This is a genomic window from Rahnella sp. GSA61A, from assembly GCF_019969905.1.
Taxonomy (GTDB): domain Bacteria; phylum Pseudomonadota; class Gammaproteobacteria; order Enterobacterales; family Enterobacteriaceae; genus Rahnella; species Rahnella aceris.
On the sequence record NZ_JAHXYO010000004.1, the window covers coordinates 240356 to 259745 of the forward strand.

General features: G+C 52.8%; 14 protein-coding genes. 1 reads left to right on the top strand and 13 read right to left on the bottom strand.

Annotated features, from left to right (window positions below):
• Positions 1–95 precede the first annotated feature (95 nt).
• A complete protein-coding gene (locus tag LC431_RS07530) occupies positions 96–986 on the top strand; it encodes a LysR substrate-binding domain-containing protein (protein ID WP_131637545.1) in 891 nt (296 codons plus the stop codon).
• Here LC431_RS07530 and LC431_RS07535 read toward each other — a convergent pair.
• The 13 genes from LC431_RS07535 to LC431_RS07595 all read right to left on the bottom strand — a co-directional run bounded on the left by LC431_RS07535 (position 977) and on the right by LC431_RS07595 (position 19204).
• The gene (locus tag LC431_RS07535) at positions 977–2647 is read right to left on the bottom strand and encodes an alpha,alpha-trehalase (RefSeq protein ID WP_223509570.1); all 1671 of its coding nucleotides are present in this window, start codon (positions 2645–2647) and stop codon (positions 977–979) included. The genes LC431_RS07530 and LC431_RS07535 overlap by 10 nt on opposite strands.
• A gap of 27 nt (positions 2648–2674) precedes the next feature.
• The gene (otsA, locus tag LC431_RS07540) at positions 2675–4081 is read right to left on the bottom strand and encodes an alpha,alpha-trehalose-phosphate synthase (RefSeq protein WP_014416480.1); all 1407 of its coding nucleotides are present in this window, start codon (positions 4079–4081) and stop codon (positions 2675–2677) included.
• Positions 4078–4872, bottom strand: coding sequence for a trehalose-phosphatase (gene otsB, locus LC431_RS07545; RefSeq protein WP_013577720.1), 795 nt, complete (start codon positions 4870–4872; stop codon positions 4078–4080). The genes otsA and otsB overlap by 4 nt, the downstream gene beginning before the upstream one ends.
• A 181-nt stretch (positions 4873–5053) precedes the next feature.
• The gene (locus LC431_RS07550; protein ID WP_013577721.1) at positions 5054–5419 is read right to left on the bottom strand and encodes a DUF2493 domain-containing protein; all 366 of its coding nucleotides are present in this window, start codon (positions 5417–5419) and stop codon (positions 5054–5056) included.
• A 31-nt stretch (positions 5420–5450) separates the two neighbouring features.
• A complete protein-coding gene (locus tag LC431_RS07555) occupies positions 5451–7124 on the bottom strand; it encodes a Na/Pi cotransporter family protein (protein WP_223509572.1) in 1674 nt (557 codons plus the stop codon).
• Positions 7125–7245: 121 nt separating this feature from the next.
• Positions 7246–9960 (bottom strand): magnesium-translocating P-type ATPase, encoded by a 2715-nt coding sequence (gene mgtA / locus LC431_RS07560; protein WP_223509574.1) that lies wholly within the window; start codon positions 9958–9960, stop codon positions 7246–7248.
• Between the two features lie 308 nt (positions 9961–10268).
• On the bottom strand, positions 10269–10514 hold the full coding sequence (locus LC431_RS07565; RefSeq protein WP_013577724.1) for a hypothetical protein: 246 nt from the start codon (positions 10512–10514) through the stop codon (positions 10269–10271).
• A gap of 345 nt (positions 10515–10859) precedes the next feature.
• Positions 10860–11540: an oligogalacturonate-specific porin KdgM family protein gene (locus LC431_RS07570; RefSeq protein WP_013577725.1), complete on the bottom strand. Its 681-nt coding sequence runs from the start codon at positions 11538–11540 to the stop codon at positions 10860–10862.
• 68 nt (positions 11541–11608) lie between these two features.
• Positions 11609–13777: a right-handed parallel beta-helix repeat-containing protein gene (locus LC431_RS07575; protein WP_223509576.1), complete on the bottom strand. Its 2169-nt coding sequence runs from the start codon at positions 13775–13777 to the stop codon at positions 11609–11611.
• Positions 13778–13863: 86 nt separating this feature from the next.
• Entirely contained in the window at positions 13864–15429 is a 1566-nt protein-coding gene (locus LC431_RS07580; RefSeq protein WP_014416485.1) for an MFS transporter, read from the bottom strand.
• A 386-nt stretch (positions 15430–15815) separates the two neighbouring features.
• Entirely contained in the window at positions 15816–16796 is a 981-nt protein-coding gene (locus tag LC431_RS07585) for a VirK/YbjX family protein (RefSeq protein ID WP_013577728.1), read from the bottom strand.
• Positions 16797–17099: 303 nt separating this feature from the next.
• Entirely contained in the window at positions 17100–17798 is a 699-nt protein-coding gene (locus LC431_RS07590) for a hypothetical protein (RefSeq protein WP_112151369.1), read from the bottom strand.
• 323 nt (positions 17799–18121) lie between these two features.
• Positions 18122–19204, bottom strand: coding sequence for an oxidoreductase (locus LC431_RS07595; RefSeq protein WP_013577733.1), 1083 nt, complete (start codon positions 19202–19204; stop codon positions 18122–18124).
• Positions 19205–19390 lie beyond the last annotated feature (186 nt).

The window sequence follows — 19390 nt, forward strand, 5'->3', positions numbered from 1 at the left end:
CCTTTTCTCAGGGGGAATGCGGGCGATGATAGCGTTTAGGAAATGGCGTAACCCGTGATAAAAAGTCACATAATCGTGATTAAAAAGGAACGACCATGCATGCCCTTCCCCCGATAACGGCCCTCCGTGCCTTTCTTGTCGCCTGTCATGCCGGGAGTTTTACCGCCGCAGCGCAGGAGTTATGCATTACGCACGGCGCGGTAAGCCGCCATATTCAGGGGGTGGAAAAGTGGTTTGGGGTGAATTTATTTCGTAAAGAAGGCCAGCGGCGGGTGCCGACACCTTATGCGCTGACGCTGGCACGCGAGCTGGGCAGTGCGTTCGATACCCTGTCGGATATCGCCCTGCGCTACGGTAATGGCGGGCGGAATAACGTGTTCAATGTCAGCGTGCCAACCACCATGAGCCTGAAATGGCTGCTGCCTCGCCTTGATGATTTTTATACGCAATTTCCTGAGGCAAACCTGCAAATCTCTACGGCCAATACCGAGCAGTTACACATTGTGGGGCATTACGATTTGCTGATCCGTCGTGAAACCGGTGCCACGGAATATTCCGCGATCCCTTTTCTGGCTGATACCCATTGCCTGATGGCCGCCCCGGCGCTGCTCAAACGCTTTCCGCTGGAGACGCCGGAGGACGTGCTGAAATGTCCGCGCATTGAAACCCTCACCCGTCCCGGACACTGGAATTTATGGCTGGCGGCGGCAGGGCTGGAGAAACCGCCGGTCAGCGGCTTTCGCCGTTACGATCATTTTCACGTTTCGTTGCATGCGATGCTGGAAGGAATTGGCGTCGGGCTGGGGCCGGTCAGTACGTTGTCGGCGGAAATCCGTCGCGGGAATCTGATACCGCTGTTCCCGCAGATTACCGTCGCGCCCTGCCATTACCACGCCCTGACGCCAGTGGGCGTGCAGAAAACCCTGATCCACCAGGCGTTTGAACGCTGGCTGGTGGCCCAGGGTGAATGCGGCAATCAGTCGTAATTCTCACCATATAAACCAATCAACCGCCGCACGACGCCGTTGGTCCAGCCGAAACCGTCCTGCAGCGGATATTCCCCGCCGCCGCCTTCGCGGGATGTGTCGCCTGAAATATGGTATTTCTCAATCAGTTTATGGTGTTGCTGATAATACTGATTCACGGTTTTCAGCCAGTTACGGGCAATTTCATCGCCCAGTACATCATTGCCGTATTGCTTAAAGCCCTGAATCGCCATCCATTGCAGCGGTGCCCAGCCGTTGGGTTTATCCCACTGTTGACCGGTTTCATATTCTGTCGCCATGATGCCGCCGGGTGTGAGTAAGCGGGTACGCACGGCGTCTGACAGACGTTCGGCCTGATAATGGCTGGCAAGTCCGACATACAAAGGCACCACGCTGGCGGCAGAAAACAGCGCCATTTGCTGACGGTGCCAGTCGTAATCACGGAAACAACCTTCGTTGTCATCCCACAGATAACAGTTGATGGCCTCGCGGCGTGTTTCGGCTTTCCGGCGGAATAACGTTTCGGTGACTTTATCCCCTTTCAGTCCGGAAATATTGGCAATGGTACTTTCCAGCTTGTGCAGAAACGCATTCAGATCCACCGGGATAAATTGCGTGGTGCGGATGCTGGCGAGACGATGCCCGTCACGCAACCAGCGCGACGAATAATCCCAGCCGGATTCCGCGCCAGCGCGCAAATCGCGGTAAACCTCATTTGCCGGGCGGCTCGAAAGTTTCGCGGTTTCGACATCTTCGCGCCACGATTCATCGCGCGGTGTGTCCCTGTCATCCCAGTAACGGTTGAGCAGCGTGCCATCCGGCAGGCAAACCACATGCCGGTAAGCCTGATTCGGCGCCAGAGAATCCGCGCCGTCCATCCAGAACTCATATTCCATTTTCAGATGGTCAAGGTAACGCCGCGCACCGCGCACGCCGTCTTCCTCGAACAGTTCGACCATCAGCGCAAACACCGGTGGCTGGGAACGGCTGAGATAATACGTGCGGTTGCCGTTAGGAATATGGCCGTACATCTCGATAATCCAGGCGAAATTATCCGCCATGGTGCGCAACAGATCATTACGGCCACTTTCCGCCAGCCCTAACATCGAAAAGTAAGAATCCCAGTAATAGGTTTCACTGAAACGCCCGCCCGGCACCACATAGGCCTGGGGCAACGGCATCAGTGACGACCAGGGCACGTGGTCTTCCGGCTGGCGCGTGAGCACCGGCCACAGTTTGTCGATGTGCTCTTTCAGCGAATCGCCGGGGTCGGAGACGTATTCATCATCACGATGTTCCGACAGCCAGAAATGCGCGTCCACAAATCGTTTCAGGTTGAAGCCCGGATGGTTTTTTATCCGCCGATAACGCAGCAATATGTCCAGCGGATCCATTTTCGGCGGGCAGTCGGGAAAGGTTTTGCTGTCCTCGAAAAGCCCTGAAGATTGCACACTGGTAAACAATTCCAGATAACGGTCGGCAGGCGTTAAGGCATCAGAAGGCGGCAAACCTTCGATCATCCCCGGCTCCGGTTCCGCATCCATCATCCGGTCAAGGATCAGTTCAATGGGCTCGAGCTCGCTCAGACGCGTCTCTTCGCTATCAGCGTTTTCGCTGTCAAACAGCGCGTTTTCATTCGTCTGGTAATTCGCATTTTGCATATGCAGCAAGCCTCTTGCTTAGAAAGTTTATGCGACAGCGTTGTTTTTTTCTCCCTGTGGCGAAATGGCGTATAAATCGCGCAAATAGGTTTCGCCCCAGTTCGCAATATCATTTTTACGCAGCACCGCCATCATGTCGTTATAACGCTCAAGCCGTTCTTCCAGCGGCATGGTCAGCGCTTTATCCAGCGCCGCCGCCACGTCATCACGGTCATAAGGGTTGACGATCAGCGCCGACGTTAGTTCATTCGCCGCACCGGCAAATTGTGACAAAACAAGAACGCCGGGATCTGCCGGATCCTGCGCGGCGACATATTCTTTCGCCACCAGATTCATGCCATCACGCAGCGGCGTTACCAGCCCGACATCCGTCAGACGGAATAATTTCATCAGCAGGCTGCGCTGGAAATGCTGGTTGAGGTAAAACAGCGGCGTCTGGTTGATGCCACCGTATTTACCGTTGATGCGCCCCACCTCGGTTTCCAGCTGATGACGAAGTTCCTGATAAGCCTGCACGTCGCCGCGTGATGTCGGAGCGATTTGCGAATAGCGCACTTTACCGCGATGCTGCGGGAATTTTTCCAGCAATGCCTCAAAGGCCAGAAAACGTTCCGGCAGCCCTTTGGTGTAATCGAGACGCTCGCAGGAAATGATGTTTTTCGCTTCGCGAAGTTCACGTTCCATCGCCGCCATTTTCGGTGGCAGCGGGCCTTCGGCCATTTCCTTTATGCTTTCCGGCGCAATGCTGATCGGGTATACGCCAGTGGCAAAGGTTTTGCCAAATGCCTGATGCTGATGCGCGTCGCAATCTTCAATATCGGTCAGTGCCTTGAGATTATCCAGAAATGCCAGGCGGTCCCCTTCGGTCTGGAAGCCCAGTAAATCATACTCACACATCATCTTGAGCAATTCATCGTGCGTCGGCACCGCATTAAAAATTTCCGGGGTCGGGAACGGAATATGCAGGAAGAAACCTATGCGGTTTTTTACGCCGAGTTTGCGCAGCGCAGCGGCAAACGGCAGTAAATGATAATCGTGGATCCACAAGATATCGTCTGCTTTGATCAGCGGCTGCAATCTTTTCGCCAGCATGTCATTGACCCGGCAGTAACCGTCCCAGGCTTCACGCTGGAAATCCACCAGATCAATACGATAATGAAGTGCTGGCCAAAGTACGGCATTGGAAAACTGGCAGTAATACAGATCGTAATCGTTTTGATTAAGCGGAACCGAAGCGTAAGTAATGCCGTCATCTTCCATCAGATTCAGGTCATCCTCTTCTTCGCCCGATATTTCACTTATCTCACCATTCCAGCCAAACCAGAGGCCTGATGTATTTTTCAGCGCATCCAGAATGCCCACGGCCAGTCCACCGGCGGATTTGGAACCGTCAGGAATGGCAATTCGGTTAGAGACAACCACCAGGCGACTCATAATTCAGACTCCTTGTTAAATGTTAATGTGTGACGTTGTAACGCCTCGATCCAACGGTAAACATCGCGAACGGTTTTGACGCGATAATGCGCCAGACTTGAACCTTCGCCGACTTTCACCGTGATCCCCTGCATGGCGTTAACCACTTCGAACCCTTTTTCATCGGTCAGGTCATCGCCGACGAATACCGGAATACGCCCGGAAAATGGCGTCTGTTGCATAAACGTATAAATCGCTGCACCTTTATCTTTTCCGCGGGGTTTAATCTCGAGAACGCATTTACCCGGCTGAAGAACAAGCTCAGGGAATTTTGCCACCACGGATTCAGCCAGTGCTAATACCTGCTGCTGATGCAGCATCGCCTGACGATAATGCAAAGCAAAAGCCATGCCTTTGGTTTCGAGCAAGGTACCCGGCAGTGCGGCCATGCCCGCTTCGAGGGTCTGTTGCACCTCCTGCGCCACATCATCGGGTAAGGTGACACGGTGCAGAGTGCCGTTGCCGTCGCGCATTTCAGCCCCATGAACGCCCGCAGCAGGGAGAACCAGCGGGCTGACCAACTGATCAAGCTGTTCCACCGGACGCCCCGACACCAGCGCCAGCGCGCCGGAAGAGGCCGCAAACAGCGTTTGCAGATGATCACGAACTTCAGCGGGGATGGTGACGGCATCCGGTTCAGCGCGGATTTCAGCAAGTGTGCCATCGACATCGAAAAAGAAGGCGTATTGGCGACTGTCCAATACAGGGAGAAGCGGTGTTTCGGTTGTATTTTCCTGAATTTCTGCAGTCAAAGTGACTCTCCTTTTAATGAGTTACAGCTCAACGCGTCATTGCGTTGAAAACCTCTGAAATGAATTATCAATAGGTAAATATAGCTCTGAACAGGAGAGTTGCAGCGATTATCAGATTAATCCAGACCGCGTCAGGCGGGCATTTCCGGCAAAAAATCCCTGCCGGCTGCCCGTCCGGGGGTTAAGAACCGGGGCCGGTTTCTGCCGCATTGACTATCACACTGATGCCGGAATGCTGCGCCAGTTTTATGCAATCCTGCGTGTCCTCTCCGCCGGAAAAAGCCAGCACCACATCCGGCTGGCTGTCTTTCATCATAAAGAGATTGCGGCGTATTTCGGCGTATTTACCGTGCAGTGACCAGTTAGCGGGATAACGGACAATGTGCACATCGGCGGTGCGTGCCCAGCGTTCGATCATCGCGCCCAGCGACTGATGTCCGCCGTGGATCAGCACGCTTATCGGGTGTGATTGCGAAAACGCATCCAGTGCCCGTTGTACCCTGTTGATATCTGCATAAAAGCGCCCCGCGCAAATCAGTACCCTCATGTTCTATCCTTCTGTTTTTATCATTTTGTTTTTACTTCCGCGTGTCCGTGGTGGCGTCGCTCAGGCGATCAATCACCGGATACGCCACCGCAGCGATATGATGATGAACGCGCCGGTAATCACGCAGCACACGCTGGAAAATATCGCCGGATTCCGCCCAGGCATTTTTATCATCACGCAGATTTTTGAAATGCTCGCGGCTTGCCCTGGCTTCAATCTGGCGGATCACCTCTTTGCGCGAAACCAGCTGATGCGCGGCTGAGAGATCTTCACCCAGGAATGCGGTGACCGCCAGGCGCTGGCTGTTCAGGATCTCCGTGTGCAGCAAACCCATGTTGTGCAGTTCAACGTCGCTGAAAGGTGCATTGCGGCGGGCACGGCGTGTCGCCAGCTCGGTGAGGCTGGTGGAAAGAATGTCTCCGGCGTGCTCAATGTTAATCACAAACATCAGGATTTCCTGCGCGCGGTCGGCATCGCTGTCACTCAGCCCTTCCTGTCCTAAATCCGCCAGATAGGCGCGGATTGCCGCACTCAGACCGTCAAGCGAATGATCTAACCGGCGGATTTCAGCCGCAGACTGATTATCAGCAGTCTTGAATAACGTCCGCAGCCGTTCGAGCATCAGGTTAAGCATGTCGGCCAGCCGCAGGGATTCACGCACTGAATTGGAAAGCCCGATATAAGCCACATCAAGCCCGGTTTCGTCGAGATACACCGGCATTTCTGCATCAGCGGCAGGTTGTTCCTCCGGGAAAATCCTTTCCAGCACACGGGCCAGCGGGCCGGTCAGCCCGATAAATACCCCGGCCAGCACGGCGCTGAACGCGGTGTGAAACCACACAACAAGTTGCGGCGTGGTCAGCGCAAGACCCGCGGCAACATGGCTGAGCAGCGGCATCAGGGCCAGCGCGAAAACACAGCCCGCGCCGCGCACCAGCAGATTACCCAGCGGCAGACGGCGCGCCACCGCCGAACCGGCGTTCAGCACCGGCGGCAGTGCGCCACCGATATTGGCACCCAGCACCAGCACCATGGCGGTCACCGGCGTCATCACGCCCGTGGCGGCGAGTGAGGCAATCAGCAAAATCACTGCCACGCTGGAATGACACACCAGCGTGAGAATGATGGCCACCATCAGGGCAATCAGCGTATCGCCTTCTAATCCCTGCATCACGGCGCTGAATACTTCCGTGTTTTCGATGTGTCCGAGTGTGGCACTCAGCAGGCTGAGTGCCAGCAACATCAGCCCGAGGCCGATCAGCGCACAGCCTGCACTTTCAAACCCGGAATGGTCGCGCATTTTGAACACGACAAAACCGCTCAGTATCAGCAACGGTATGGCGATCGCGGTGTTGAAACTCATCAGTTGCACCACCAGGGTGGAACCGACATTTGCGCCGAGCATGACCGCCAGCGCGGGCGCCAGGCTGAGCGTGCCCGCGGCGGTAAAAGAGGTGGCCATCAGGCTGACTGCGGTGCTGCTTTGCAGCAAACCGGTAATACCGATCCCGGCGAGCAACGCCATCCAGCGGCTGGACAGATGATGGCCCATCCAGTGGCGTAACGGTGTGCCGAAGCCACGTTGCAGCGCGGTCGAAATCATGTGAGATCCCCACAGCAGCAGCGCAATAGCGCCTGCCAGATTGACCAGCAGCGTAGTGCCGGATTGGGAGGTCATGGTTGTTACAGTGTGGGTCATAGACATAGCGGCTCCCCTTTTTCAGGGTTGTCATTGTTATTCGTTACAGCGGTTAACGCGCATCACAGCGGGTGCAGGTGCCGTCATCGCGACGGCACCCGGGTTCTGCGTATAACAGTTCAGCAGATCAGAACCACTGTTTGAAACGGCGGATATAAATCGTTTTCATACCTTGTGCCACGCAGCAGTAAGCCAGCAGCGTACCGGCCAGCCACGGGAAGTATTCCCACGGCAGCGCCTGCAATCCGACAATCGGTCCGAGCGGAGAGAACGGCACGTAGATACCGACCGCCATGACCAGACCGGTCATCAGCATCACCGGCCAGGCGGCAGTGCTCTGAATGAACGGGATCTTCCGGGTGCGCAGCATATGCACCACCAGTGTTTGTGACAGCAGCCCTTCCACAAACCAGCCAGACTGGAACAGCGTCTGCATCGATTCACTGTTGGCGCTGAACACAAACCACATCAGCGCAAAGGTGGTCATATCGAAAATCGATGAGGTCGGGCCAATCCATACCATAAAGCGGCCGATGTTTTTTGCGTCCCACTTACGCGGTTTTTTCAGGAACTCCTTGTCGATTTTGTCCCACGGCAGAGCCAGCTGTGAGATGTCATACATCAGGTTTTGCAGCAGCAAATGAATCGCCAGCATCGGCAGGAACGGAATAAACGCACTGGCGACCAGCACAGAGAACACGTTGCCGAAGTTAGAACTGGCCGTCATATTGAGGTATTTCATGATATTGCCGAAAGTCTCGCGCCCTTTCAGCACGCCCTCTTCCAGCACCATCAGGCTTTTTTCCAGCAGGATAATATCGGCTGACTCTTTGGCGATATCGGTGCCGCTGTCGACGGAAATGCCGACATCAGCATCCCGCAGCGCAGGCGCGTCGTTGATCCCGTCGCCCAAAAATCCGACAGTGTGGCCGTTGGCCTGCAACGCTTTCAGCACGCGGGATTTTTGCAGCGGCGTCAGCTTGGCAAACACCGTGCGTTCTTCCACCAGCTGGCGCAGTGAGGCATCATCGAGGCGTTCAACCTGCGAGCCGAGTAACGGTTCACCCGGCTCCAGACCGACCTGACGGCAGATACGGCTGGTCACGATGGCGTTATCGCCAGTCAGCACTTTCACCGTCACACCGATATCACGCAGTGCGGCAATCGCCGGACCCGCAGATTCTTTCGGCGGATCAAGGAAGGTCAGGAATCCGCTGATCATCAGATCATGCTCATCGTCAGTGCCATACTGTTTTTTGACGTCGGCTTTCAGGATCGTCCGGGTCGCCACCACCAGCACACGGAAGCCATCCTGGTTGTAGTCGTTGGCCATCGCCAGTAACGCGTCACGACGTGAAGGATTCAGTGCCACCACTTTGCCGTTTTCATGCATATGGGTGGAAATACTGAGCATTTCTTCCACCGCGCCTTTGCACACCAGCAGGTGATTCTCCAGCGGATCCTTCACCACGATCGACAGGCGACGACGGATAAAATCGAACGGCATTTCATCGACCTTGCGGTAGCCCTGCGGCCTGACGAAGCCCGGTGTGTTTTCGGAGAAGTAAATCACCGCCTGATCCATCAGGTTTTTGATGCCGCTCTGATGAAAACTGTTCAGCCACGCCAGTTGCAGCACGGAATCATTGTTCTGACCGTGCGTATCGATGTGGTGCTCAAGAATGATTTTATCTTGCGTCAGCGTGCCGGTTTTGTCCGTACACAGCACGTCCATGGCGCCAAGGTTCTGGATAGCGTTCAGGCGTTTTACGACCACTTTGCGCTTCGCCATTGCCACTGCGCCTTTCGCCAGATTGGCGCTGACGATCATTGGCAGCATTTCCGGCGTCAGACCCACGGCTACCGCCACCGCGAACAGCAGCGCGTCCCACCATTCACCTTTAGTCATGCCGTTGAGCAGGAACACCACCGGCACCATTACCAGCATGAAACGGATCAGCAACCCGCTGACGCTGTTCACGCCGCGATCAAAGGCCGTTTGAGCGCGGGTACCGACAATGGCTTTGGCAAGCGATCCGAAATACGTCCGTGCGCCGGTCGCCACGACCACCGCCTGCGCGGTGCCACTGACCACGTTGGTGCCCATGAAACAGATGTTGGGAATATCCAGCAGGTTTTCGTTTTCCTCATTGAGGGCGCTGGCCGATTTAGGGGCGACATCGCCCATCGTGTCGTATTTTTCGACCGGCAACGCTTCGCCGGTCAGCACCGCCTGACTGATAAATAAGTCACGGGATTCGATCAGCCGTACATCGGCCGGGATCATATCCCCGGCGTAAAGCTGCACGATGTCACCGACCACCAACTGACGCATCGGGATTTCACACAGTTTGCCCTGCCTGCCCGGCATGTCGCGGCGCAATACGGTGGCAGTGGTGCGAACCATGGCTTTCAGCGCTTCGGCGGATTTTGCCGAACGGTATTCCTGCCAGAAACGCACCAGCCCGCTGAGGCCGACCATCGCGCAAATGATGTAAACCGACACCAGATCCGTTTCTTCTCCGGCGCGCAGCGGCAGCCAGTAATCGGTAAAGAAGCTGATTATCGCCAGCACGGCGAGCACATAAATAAACGGGTTGTTGAATGCTTTGATTAACTGAACCAGCGCGTGAGGTGGCCTGTCGTGTGCCACTTCGTTGTAGCCTTCTTTCTCCAGCCGTTTCGCCGCTTCACCATGCGTGAGGCCCGAGCGGCTGGCATTAACATTAATCAGCGTCACGTCAATGCCGTTTTTGGCTTCCTGAGCCGCGCGCATGGAGAGCGCCTGTTTCTTTCTTTCTGCCGTTTTTCTTTCGAGTGTATTGTTGTTTTGTACAGTCATGGTGGTACTCCTGTCACCGGATAACGTGCAGGGGAATAATGTCGCCTGTTATTTCAGGCAGTAAAAACCCTTCACGTCATTTCAGTGATCGGTATTAAATTCATATCGCGCAGAATTCCCCGCCGTTTATTATCCTTTAATTAAAAAGGGCCTAAACAGAGTGAAATCGATAGTGTGTCTTTTATTGACGCGTAACTTCCCTGAGTTTTTTATTACGCGAAGAATTTCTATTTCGCGGATAATAAAAAGACAGAGCCGTCAGGCATCAGTCAGGACGATGTTCAGCGCAGCGTAATGCCGGGACTGAATCAGATGAGGGATAACCGACTTTGTGGTTCTTCACTGTCAGAAACGATGCAACGTTGCTCCAGTTGACCGGTGACAGGGCTGACACGCCATGTGGTGATGCGTGCGTTCACCCTGCTGATTTTAGAAGAAAAAATGGATGGAGAGTCTTTCTTATGCGCAGCCAGCGTCCGGTCGCGGGACGGGCGTACACGCAAAGTGGATGTCAGGGTTTTGACATCAGAAAAAAGGGTAGATTTGAACTTCATAACACACCTCGGGACCGTGACATTCAGGTTGAGGTGAGATTACACCAGAGCATCAGGCTCTGGTGAGGCGCACCCAAACGGTGAAATGATCACAATCGATTTTATGTTTACTGTTCCGGTGCGCTATTTCAGCGTCATCCGGCAAGTTACTGGTTACAGTGTCCATTAGTCTCTTATGTAAAGTTAATAAAGGCCGCTACTTCCGGCTCGTGCAATTTACCCATGCGCCCTATTATTGTCAACCCGCAAAAACTGCTTAATATGTTTCGTTTATATTTCAGTGAGGAAATAGCCGGACAGCATGCGCTGACCGGCTGACAGACGTCACACCGTAATGTGATAACGTCAGAAATTATATTGGATCCCCAGGCGTAAACGGGTTTGCCTTTCGTCGGTGGTTTTCCTGACCGAAACATCACCGATCTCGGCATAAGGCGTCCATTGCTTGTTAATATTATACGCGACCTTTAAATCCTGCTCATAATCCCATTTGTCGTTGTCATACAGGATCTGATCGCTGTGTTTATAAATATAGTTATATTCAAATCGCCAGTCTGCCAGACGGTAACCCAGCCATATTTCGCCGCGATTGGTTTTACGGTCTTCGGTATTTTCTTTGGTATAACGGGTATATTCATAACGATAACGGGCATTGAAATAAATGCCGCTGTCAAAGGTATATCCCGCAGTTAAAAATGGTTTGTAGATACTGCTGTCAGAGCTGGACTCCAGCGTGAATCCCGGCTGGACGAACACTTCTGGCGTCACTTTAACCTGATAGCTGATGGTGCTTTCTGTACCATTATCTACCAGATTATTAAAGGGTTTATTCTCATTGTCGCCGCCGGATTTCCATTTAGCCTCCAGCGAGAAACCGAACCCGTTGGCGAAGCGGTGGGAGACCAGCGCCCTGTCTTTATGTTGTTTACTGTCATCGAGCCATTCGTGGCGAAGGTCAATTGTGACGGCCTGACTGCTGGCGCTGGCCAGCAGTAAACCGCAGATCATCAGTCTGCTATTTTTCATTTTTATAAATCCCAGAGATATTGAGTAGTATTGTTTTATATAAAGTATTGACTATTAATAACGCCGCTTTATTTGTTTTTCAAAAAGTCAGCGTAATTAAATCCGCCGTCTGAAAGACGGGTAATCGGATCCGGCAACCGCAGAGAAATATAATCTCCCGGTTTAATTTCCTGATGCTTTGTATTCACCGTTTTGTGGTCAGCGTAAAAATAATTACTGTTATCCACATTACCGGTCACGGCATCGTCATACTTTCCTGCGGTGGTGCGCAGCGAAATGTTGTCCTTAAAAGTGCCCTGCTTGTCAGCCGTGGTGTATGGCGAAGGCCGGAACAGGAAGTTGAAGCGTTTGTTATCGACTGCGCGGTTGTCTTCGATAACCAGCGCACCCGGATTGAAGTTGTCGGTAAAGCCGTCCATGCCGTTGCTGACCGCGACGTTGTGACGCACCACATGGCTGACCGGTAATCCTTCGCCACCCAGTTTGAAGCCATTGCTGCCGTTGTTCACTGACAGGCTGTGCTCAATGGTCACACTGCCGTTCGGGCCGTCTTCGATTTTGTTGAACAGGTCGAAACCATCGTCAATGTTGTCGTGGGAATAACAGTTCACCAGCCGGTTACCCTCGCCCACGCGCATTTTGACGGCAAATCCGTCGGCGTTCTTGCGCCCCGGATCCTGATTTCCCCAGGACTCAGCATTGCTGATGAGATTATGGCTGGCCCATAATGCCCGCCCGATGCCGTCCGGCGATGCCACCCAGATGCCGGTATCATCGGCGTGATGCGCCTTAACGCGGTCGATATGGTTATAGCTTCCGGCAATATGAAAGCTTTTTTGCGTAACGGTAATGCCCTGAATATTCCAGTAGCTGGCATTGAGTGTCAGGCCGTTAAACACTACGTTGTCGCCCTGTGCACGCAGGGTTTTCCGGTTTTTTTCGGTGCCGCTGGCGGTTGCCGGGATCACGCTTTCCGGATAATCACCCTCTTTCAGCCACAGCGTGCCGCCCGGTGCTAAAAGATTAACGGCACTGTTAAAATCCAGCGGATGTTCAGCCGAGCCGTCATTACCTGCCGCGCCAGCCGGTGAAACATACAACTGGTCAGGATTGCTGACCAGCGCCATACTCACCGCAAATTCCTGCGTCACCGGTTTGCCGTCTGCCGGGGTGTAGGTTATTTTCAGCGCTGTCACCGGTTGTTCAGCATGAAACGCAACCGCGACCACTTCACCACCGCGTACCGCTTTTTGCGGCAACAGCGGTTTGCCATTCTGAACAACCTGCACCTGTCCGTCACCGTTAGTACGTAACTGGAACACGCTGTCGCGGCGGGTAATGACCGGCGATGACATCACCTCAATACGCGCATTAAGTGACGGTGTCACATACGGCGCAGAGGGCTGAGTATGCGCTTCGCTGAGTGTCAGCTTTGCGTGATCTACCGTCATTTTGGCATTGCGTGAGGCGAAGAAACCGACGTAATACCCGGTTTTATCCAGTTGTGTCACGCCGTCCGCGCGCTGCACGGATTTGCTTACCCACTGATCGCTGCCTTGTGGCGCATAGGCGACGGTAAAACCGTTGTCCGTGCGGGTCAGTCGCAGCGAAAAACGGGCTGGCGTACTCAGCGGATGATAGCTTTCACGTACCATGCTGATGCCTGTATTTCCCCAGGGTTGCTGTACGCCCTGACGGGCAATCATCGCCAGCACCGGCGGTTTATCGCCGATGGCCATGACGCTGTTCATCACCATATTTGATGCTGCCGGTAACTCCTCAATGCCCGGTTTGGTCACCGGCTCACGCGGATTGCCCAGAATATCGCGTACCAGTAATCCGGCCCCTTCCTGCCCGGCGGGTTTCGCACCATTTTCCGGCCCGAACTGGTTGAGTGTGATCTCCGCTTCAAGCTGGAAATTCACCTCCGCCGGTAAGCGTGTATAGAAATAAGTTAAGCCGTCGTGACTGTTACCGACTTTGCCGCCACGGCTTTCGAGTGTGAACGGCGTGCTGAGCACGGTGCCCGCCGCCGGAACTGCTTTGCCATCTGCCAGTAAGGTTTCGTTCATGCCGATTTTCTCCGGCAGAACGTTGGTGGCGAAATTGACGTCGGTTGACTGACCAAATGTGATGCTGTGCCAGACCAGTTTGCCGGTATCCGGCAATGCAGCGGCCAGGCTTTGTACGCTCATTCCGAGGGACAGCGCGACAATGACAAATTTTGATGCCCACATAATCGTTCTTATCCTAAAAACGTGAGGGGTCACTGGCCGGTGACCCGGCCAGTCGGAAAAGTGGAAAAATAGAGTTAAATCAGGTGTTAAGGTTGTTGTGTGGTACTCACCATCGGTTTGGGTTCGGTGACCTCAACGGCAGGCGTATCGAAAATTTTGCGGCAGACGACGCTGTTACCCCAGCACTGTTCATACGGATAACCAATCAGTTCTTCCATCACCGCCCGTACTTCCGGCTGAACTTGGCTAATCTGCCCGCCCGCTTTGATACGTGCTACTTCGCCCAGCACCACAAGGTGAGTTTTGCGGTTCAGTTTCATCTGATTACTGAACACGATAGCCATCAGCGCCAGCGCAATAACACCGATACAGAACACCAGCGCAATCGCCATCACCGCACTTTCAGGTTGGGTATGAGATTTAGACTGGAAGCCGTAGAAGCTCAAAATGGCACCCATCACGAAAACAATCACCGAGCGCATCAGTTTGCCGGAGAAGGTCATCGCACCGGCGTAAATCCCCTCGCGGCGACGTCCGGTAAAGGCTTCGTCAATGTCCGCCAGGAAGGTATAAACCGTCCACGGAATGTAATACACGCCGCCGGTACCGATACCGAAGATGACCGTGATAGTCAGCATGGCCGCTGTGGCATATTGCTGCGGCAGATGCAGGACGTGCAGCAGGCTGTAGCAAATGACCGAGAAAATCACGATGCCCAGCGCCAGAATGTAAGGCTTGCTGAACCCGTGCCTGACGCAGATGCCGATAAATATCGCGGTAGAGAACAGTTGCAGCATCGAGTTCAGGCTGCTCAGGCCGGCAACCATCGTCGGATCATATTGCAGCACGAAAATGATGAAGTAGGTGAAAACGGAAGCAAACAGCCATTCTGCCCCGAAGCCACACAGATACATGCCCAGATGCTTACGGAACACACGCAGGTGGAATGTCGATTTCATGTCGCGAACCAGCGTCAGCATGGTTTTGCCGAGGGTCATTTTCTTCTCATCGACCGGCGTGGTTTCTTCTACCGGGCGTTCCCAGGAAGAGAGATACAACATGCCCAGGGCGATAAACAAGATCACGCCATACGTCAGTGCGGTGTAGAAAAACGGCTGCGCGGAGTCTTTGCCGTAGATCAGAATGAACTGGCCCGGAATGAACGCGGCGAGGAAGTTCGCTACTTTGCCGAAAATCGCTTTATAGCCGGTCAGTTTTGAACGGGCGGAGAAATCGGTAGTCATTTCGGTCGCGAGCGTTTCATACGGCACCATCACCGAGGTGTAAATCAGCTCGAACATCACGTAAGTCGAGAGGTAATACCAGAATCCGAAGCCTTCAACCCACAGCAACGGATAGAACATCATCAGTGGCACGCCGAGTAAAATGAAGAAACGGCGGCGGCCAAAACGTTTGCCGAGGCGTGTTTTACCAAAGTTATCCGAGAGATAACCCATCAGCGGGTTACTGATGGCATCGATGATGCTGGCGACGGAGAAGATCGCCGATGCCTGTAGCAGCGTCAGGCCACAAAATGTGGTGTAGAAGTACAGCAGCCAGATCCCGGCAATCGCCAGTGCACCGCTGCCCAACAGATTTCCGCCGCCATACGCCAGCTGATGTTTAAATAAAATAGGTTTTTCTGCGTTCATAGGTTATCCGCCCAGAGAGATATTTATAAAATGAACCGGTGTTTTGTTTTTATAGAGATGACGTTTTATATAGGCGGGATGAATGAATAGATGTGAATAACATCACATTTAAAACAGCAGGGGGCGGCTGGCGATAAGATTTTGCGATACGTGTAACATTCCTCACCATCAAAAATACACAATTCACGAGATGGTTCAGATCGTATTAGTTTTAAATCGAATGATTAACTGACTATTGCTCTACAAAACCGCCACTTAACCCATGCGGGAATTTTACATCCGTATCAGAATTTTCGTTGAAGGTCAGGCATAAGCGTTGGGGGGACTGAACAAAAGGCCGTTCCCTGGCCCCTGATACAGCGGGTGATTTACGGGTAAATCTGAGGTCAGGCGTTCAGTAAAGACGCTGTGCTCTCATGCAATTCATCAAGCAAGGTATAACGCTTGCGGTATTCGGAACGTTTCTTGCTGGCAATCTCTTCCATCGGTTTGCGCGGCAGTTCCAGTGGTACGTGATATAAGGCTGAAGACGCGGGCGTGGCGCTGATGGAATCCCAGAATTCGTTATAACTGGCGACAAATACGTTTTTCTTGCGGTGACGGTAGCGCAGGCTGCGGAACACATGGCCGGTATCGCTGACCGCAAGAATGCACTGCACGCCGGTTTCGGCCGCGACACGTTGCAGGCTTTCCAGCAGCAGGCGTTTCGGGAACAACCCGTAACAGGATTTGGTCGCCTGTTTAATCACTTCATGTGGCGTTGAGCGATGTGCCCCCTGGAAGCCGCCGATAATCAGTGTCCTCCCTTGCGGACGTTTCACAATGCTAAACGTCAGCGCCGCAAGCAGCGTGTCCTCCATATAAAGGAACATGTTGGCCTCGCCTTCGCGCTCAGATTTGCCGATGGAACCCAGCACCACCTGGAAAGCTTCACCGTCTTTGCCGGTGAACCGGGTGATGGTGTTGCCGGTTGCGCTCAGAAAAGTATTGCGCAGGCGGACGTTTTCCAGGTTTTTGACGAATGCGTAGTGATCAACCAGTGCATCAGCACGTCCGGCAGAATGTAAACCGAGGTGCAGATACGGCTTATGAATTTTACTCGGCAATTTGGTCTGTACGGTGAAAGCTTCCTGCCAGACCGGCTCAGCAGCCATCTTATTCAACACCTTCAGGGTATCGAGCGGATGCAGTAAGGTGCGCACGGCGTATTTGACCCGGAACATCCGGTCGCGCCACAGGGTGTCCGGCACGCACGTTCCGCTCAGAAGATCGACAAACAGGCTGAATCCGCTGGTTTTTTTGATTGTTTCTTCAACGGAGAAATTGCCGTTGAGGGATTCGGTTTCGTTAAGGGGTGAGTGTTCCATGATCGGTTTCCGCTGCCTGAAATAATCACGGTATCACCCAATTTTTAAACCTCTTTACAACGTAGATTTAAAGAGAACGTACTTCAGCAGGGAAAATGAAGAGCGTTTAGCTGCCGTTTACTTTACGCAATGTTTACGTTTCCCCCTTTATTTCTCCACAAATATTTTACTGAAGTTCAGTGCTGGCTTATATCGGGTCATTGCTGTGAACATTTCCCTATTCGCACATCATATCTGACATGTAATTGAAAAATATATTCTAACTGACTCATTAAAAGACGATTAATGAGTCAGTTGGGTAATTTATTTAACCTGGTTCAGAGTTGCCCGGTTAAATTTTATGATTTCATTTTGATAATTGGCTGATATCAATTTTGTTATTGATGAGATACCTCGTACTTGTTGTTTTTTCATCAATTGTGCATAAGATTGAAGATTGGCATTTCTGGCGTTATCCCTGCTTACGCATTTAAACGTGACTAAATTGTTAGTAACGGATTTTTTATATCCGAATAGCAACAGGCCGAGAATTTCTCTGGCGGTTACAACATGATATCCTTTTTCGTAGTTCCAGAGATTAGCAGGCGAAAGTGATGACATGAGCCTGAAGTCAGCATATCGGTGTATACCCCCTAATATCCAGCAGTCATTGAGAGCGCCAAGCCACTTGTCTATTACCAGAAGGTTACCTTTTGCTCCCTGATCCCAAAGGTTGCTATCTGTTCCCAGGTTATACTTCTCTAAAATATTTTTTTTCCATAAGTCTTCTGTACGACCGATTAATATCGGTCCAGATGATGTATAGGCTTTCATATATACATGCCAACAATACTCAACCAGATCGTTAAGATTGTTTTTCCTGCGTGTGCTGTTGAAAAACTGACATGATATCTTGCTATTAACCTTTCCCTCCTGACCTTGCTGTTCCCAAAGGAAACCGCTATGAGTCTTGGAGAATCCGAGGCTTTCTAAATCTCTTCTAAGTGTCAAAACATTATACATCAAATAAAATCCTGAAAATAAACGACTTCAAAAGTTCGTGATATAGCAAGCGTGCTGAAATTCAGCATCAATACCATCATTCGCAATTTAGGGTGGGGGCAACCGCATGAAAACGTACGGTAAGATGAATATTATCTTTTCACTATCTTCGCTCTTATCTTTCCCTGATGGTTGCTGAGGGCGCACATAATAACACTGTGCGGCGGTCAGCGCAGCCATTAAGGAAGAGGATGCGTCCTTAAGGACGTTATCTTCATGCTATGCAGGAAATAGAAAACCCGGTCAATGCCAGGTTTTTTATTAATATGAGGGGATTAAAAAAGCTATTTATTCTCTACAAATTCAAATGCCAGACGCAGTTGTTCGGCGTTGGGGTTTCCCGGCAACAGATGAATGGATTCTCCGGGCTGGAGCGTGCGCTCAATCAGTCGGGAAAGCTGTTTCTCATCATGAATATCCACCTGCAACTGCGCCAGACTGACCGGCAGATCCAGCACTTTGTACAGCGCGGTTAACTGCTGCACCACTTCCGGTTGATTGAGCAGCGCGCTTTGCACCAGAATGCCGTAAGCGACTTTGGTGCCGTGCAGGAAGGCGTCAGTTTGGGGCAGCGCGGTCAGGCCGTTATGCACCGAATGCGCCGCTGCGATACGCGTATACCGGTCGCCCAGCCCGCCCACTAATCCGCCGCCCGCAATAATGGCGTCGAGCACATTGAGGAATGGCTGCGTCAGTTGATTATCGTCCTGCGCCTGTAATGCCGCTTCGCTTTCGTTGAGCAACACATCCCGAATGGTCAGCGCGGTATTCAGGCCGAGCTGCACGGTTAAGGGCAGTTTTTCCGGCTGCGGGCTGAGTACCACCGCTTCGTACCATTTCGCCAGCGTATCGCCGATCCCGGCCAGCAGATATTCCTTCGGTGCGCGCAGAATAATGCGCGGTTCGACCAGCACCAGATGGTTGGCGTCGTTGAATATTTCGTAACGCAGCGCCTGCCCTTCGTCGTTATACCACACAGACAATGGCGTCCAGGCCGCACAGGTCGCGGCAATGGTCGGAATGGCCACTACCGGCAATCCCAGACGACGCGCCACCACTTTGGCGGTATCCAGCACCGCACCGCCGCCGATGCCGATCACCACCTGCCGGTCATTGCCGCCGATATGCGCAATGCGCTGTACTTCAGTTTCGCTGCAATGTGCCGCGAACAACACACGCTTCGCCTGCGGGGCAGTAAACGCTTGCGGCAGGAAATCTTGCGCAGCCACTAGTGCACGCTCGCCGTAAATCCACAGCGCGTTATCCAGTTGTTGCGGCGTATAAAACTGCGCCAGCCGGTCGATGGCACCGGGGGAAGAAAAGTAGTTGGCAGGGCCGGTAACCACACGGATATCTGTATCACTCATGGGGAAATCCTTAATTTAGAAGCTGTTAACATCCTACGCCCGGACATCTGGATGGCTAATACTCTTTGGCATTAACTTATGCCTTTTCGTTCGTTGCCAAGTGTTACCCGGTCATGAAAACTCGGACAATCAATTCATTAACCCACTATAAAAGCCTGCACAAAGGGCTCGCGTGAATTGTCCTCC

Bases quoted from the DNA above. Each gene is read 5' to 3' on its own strand.
- LC431_RS07530 (WP_131637545.1), top strand. From the start codon at position 96: ATGCATGCCCTTCCCCCGATAACGGCCCTCCGTGCCTTTCTTGTCGCC.
- LC431_RS07535 (WP_223509570.1), bottom strand. From the start codon at position 2,647: ATGCAAAATGCGAATTACCAGACGAATGAAAACGCGCTGTTTGACAGC.
- otsA (WP_014416480.1), bottom strand. From the start codon at position 4,081: ATGAGTCGCCTGGTGGTTGTCTCTAACCGAATTGCCATTCCTGACGGT.
- LC431_RS07550 (WP_013577721.1), bottom strand. From the start codon at position 5,419: ATGAGGGTACTGATTTGCGCGGGGCGCTTTTATGCAGATATCAACAGG.
- LC431_RS07555 (WP_223509572.1), bottom strand. From the start codon at position 7,124: ATGTCTATGACCCACACTGTAACAACCATGACCTCCCAATCCGGCACT.
- mgtA (WP_223509574.1), bottom strand. From the start codon at position 9,960: ATGACTGTACAAAACAACAATACACTCGAAAGAAAAACGGCAGAAAGA.
- LC431_RS07565 (WP_013577724.1), bottom strand. From the start codon at position 10,514: ATGAAGTTCAAATCTACCCTTTTTTCTGATGTCAAAACCCTGACATCC.
- LC431_RS07570 (WP_013577725.1), bottom strand. From the start codon at position 11,540: ATGAAAAATAGCAGACTGATGATCTGCGGTTTACTGCTGGCCAGCGCC.
- LC431_RS07575 (WP_223509576.1), bottom strand. From the start codon at position 13,777: ATGTGGGCATCAAAATTTGTCATTGTCGCGCTGTCCCTCGGAATGAGC.
- LC431_RS07580 (WP_014416485.1), bottom strand. From the start codon at position 15,429: ATGAACGCAGAAAAACCTATTTTATTTAAACATCAGCTGGCGTATGGC.
- LC431_RS07585 (WP_013577728.1), bottom strand. From the start codon at position 16,796: ATGGAACACTCACCCCTTAACGAAACCGAATCCCTCAACGGCAATTTC.
- LC431_RS07590 (WP_112151369.1), bottom strand. From the start codon at position 17,798: ATGTATAATGTTTTGACACTTAGAAGAGATTTAGAAAGCCTCGGATTC.
- LC431_RS07595 (WP_013577733.1), bottom strand. From the start codon at position 19,204: ATGAGTGATACAGATATCCGTGTGGTTACCGGCCCTGCCAACTACTTT.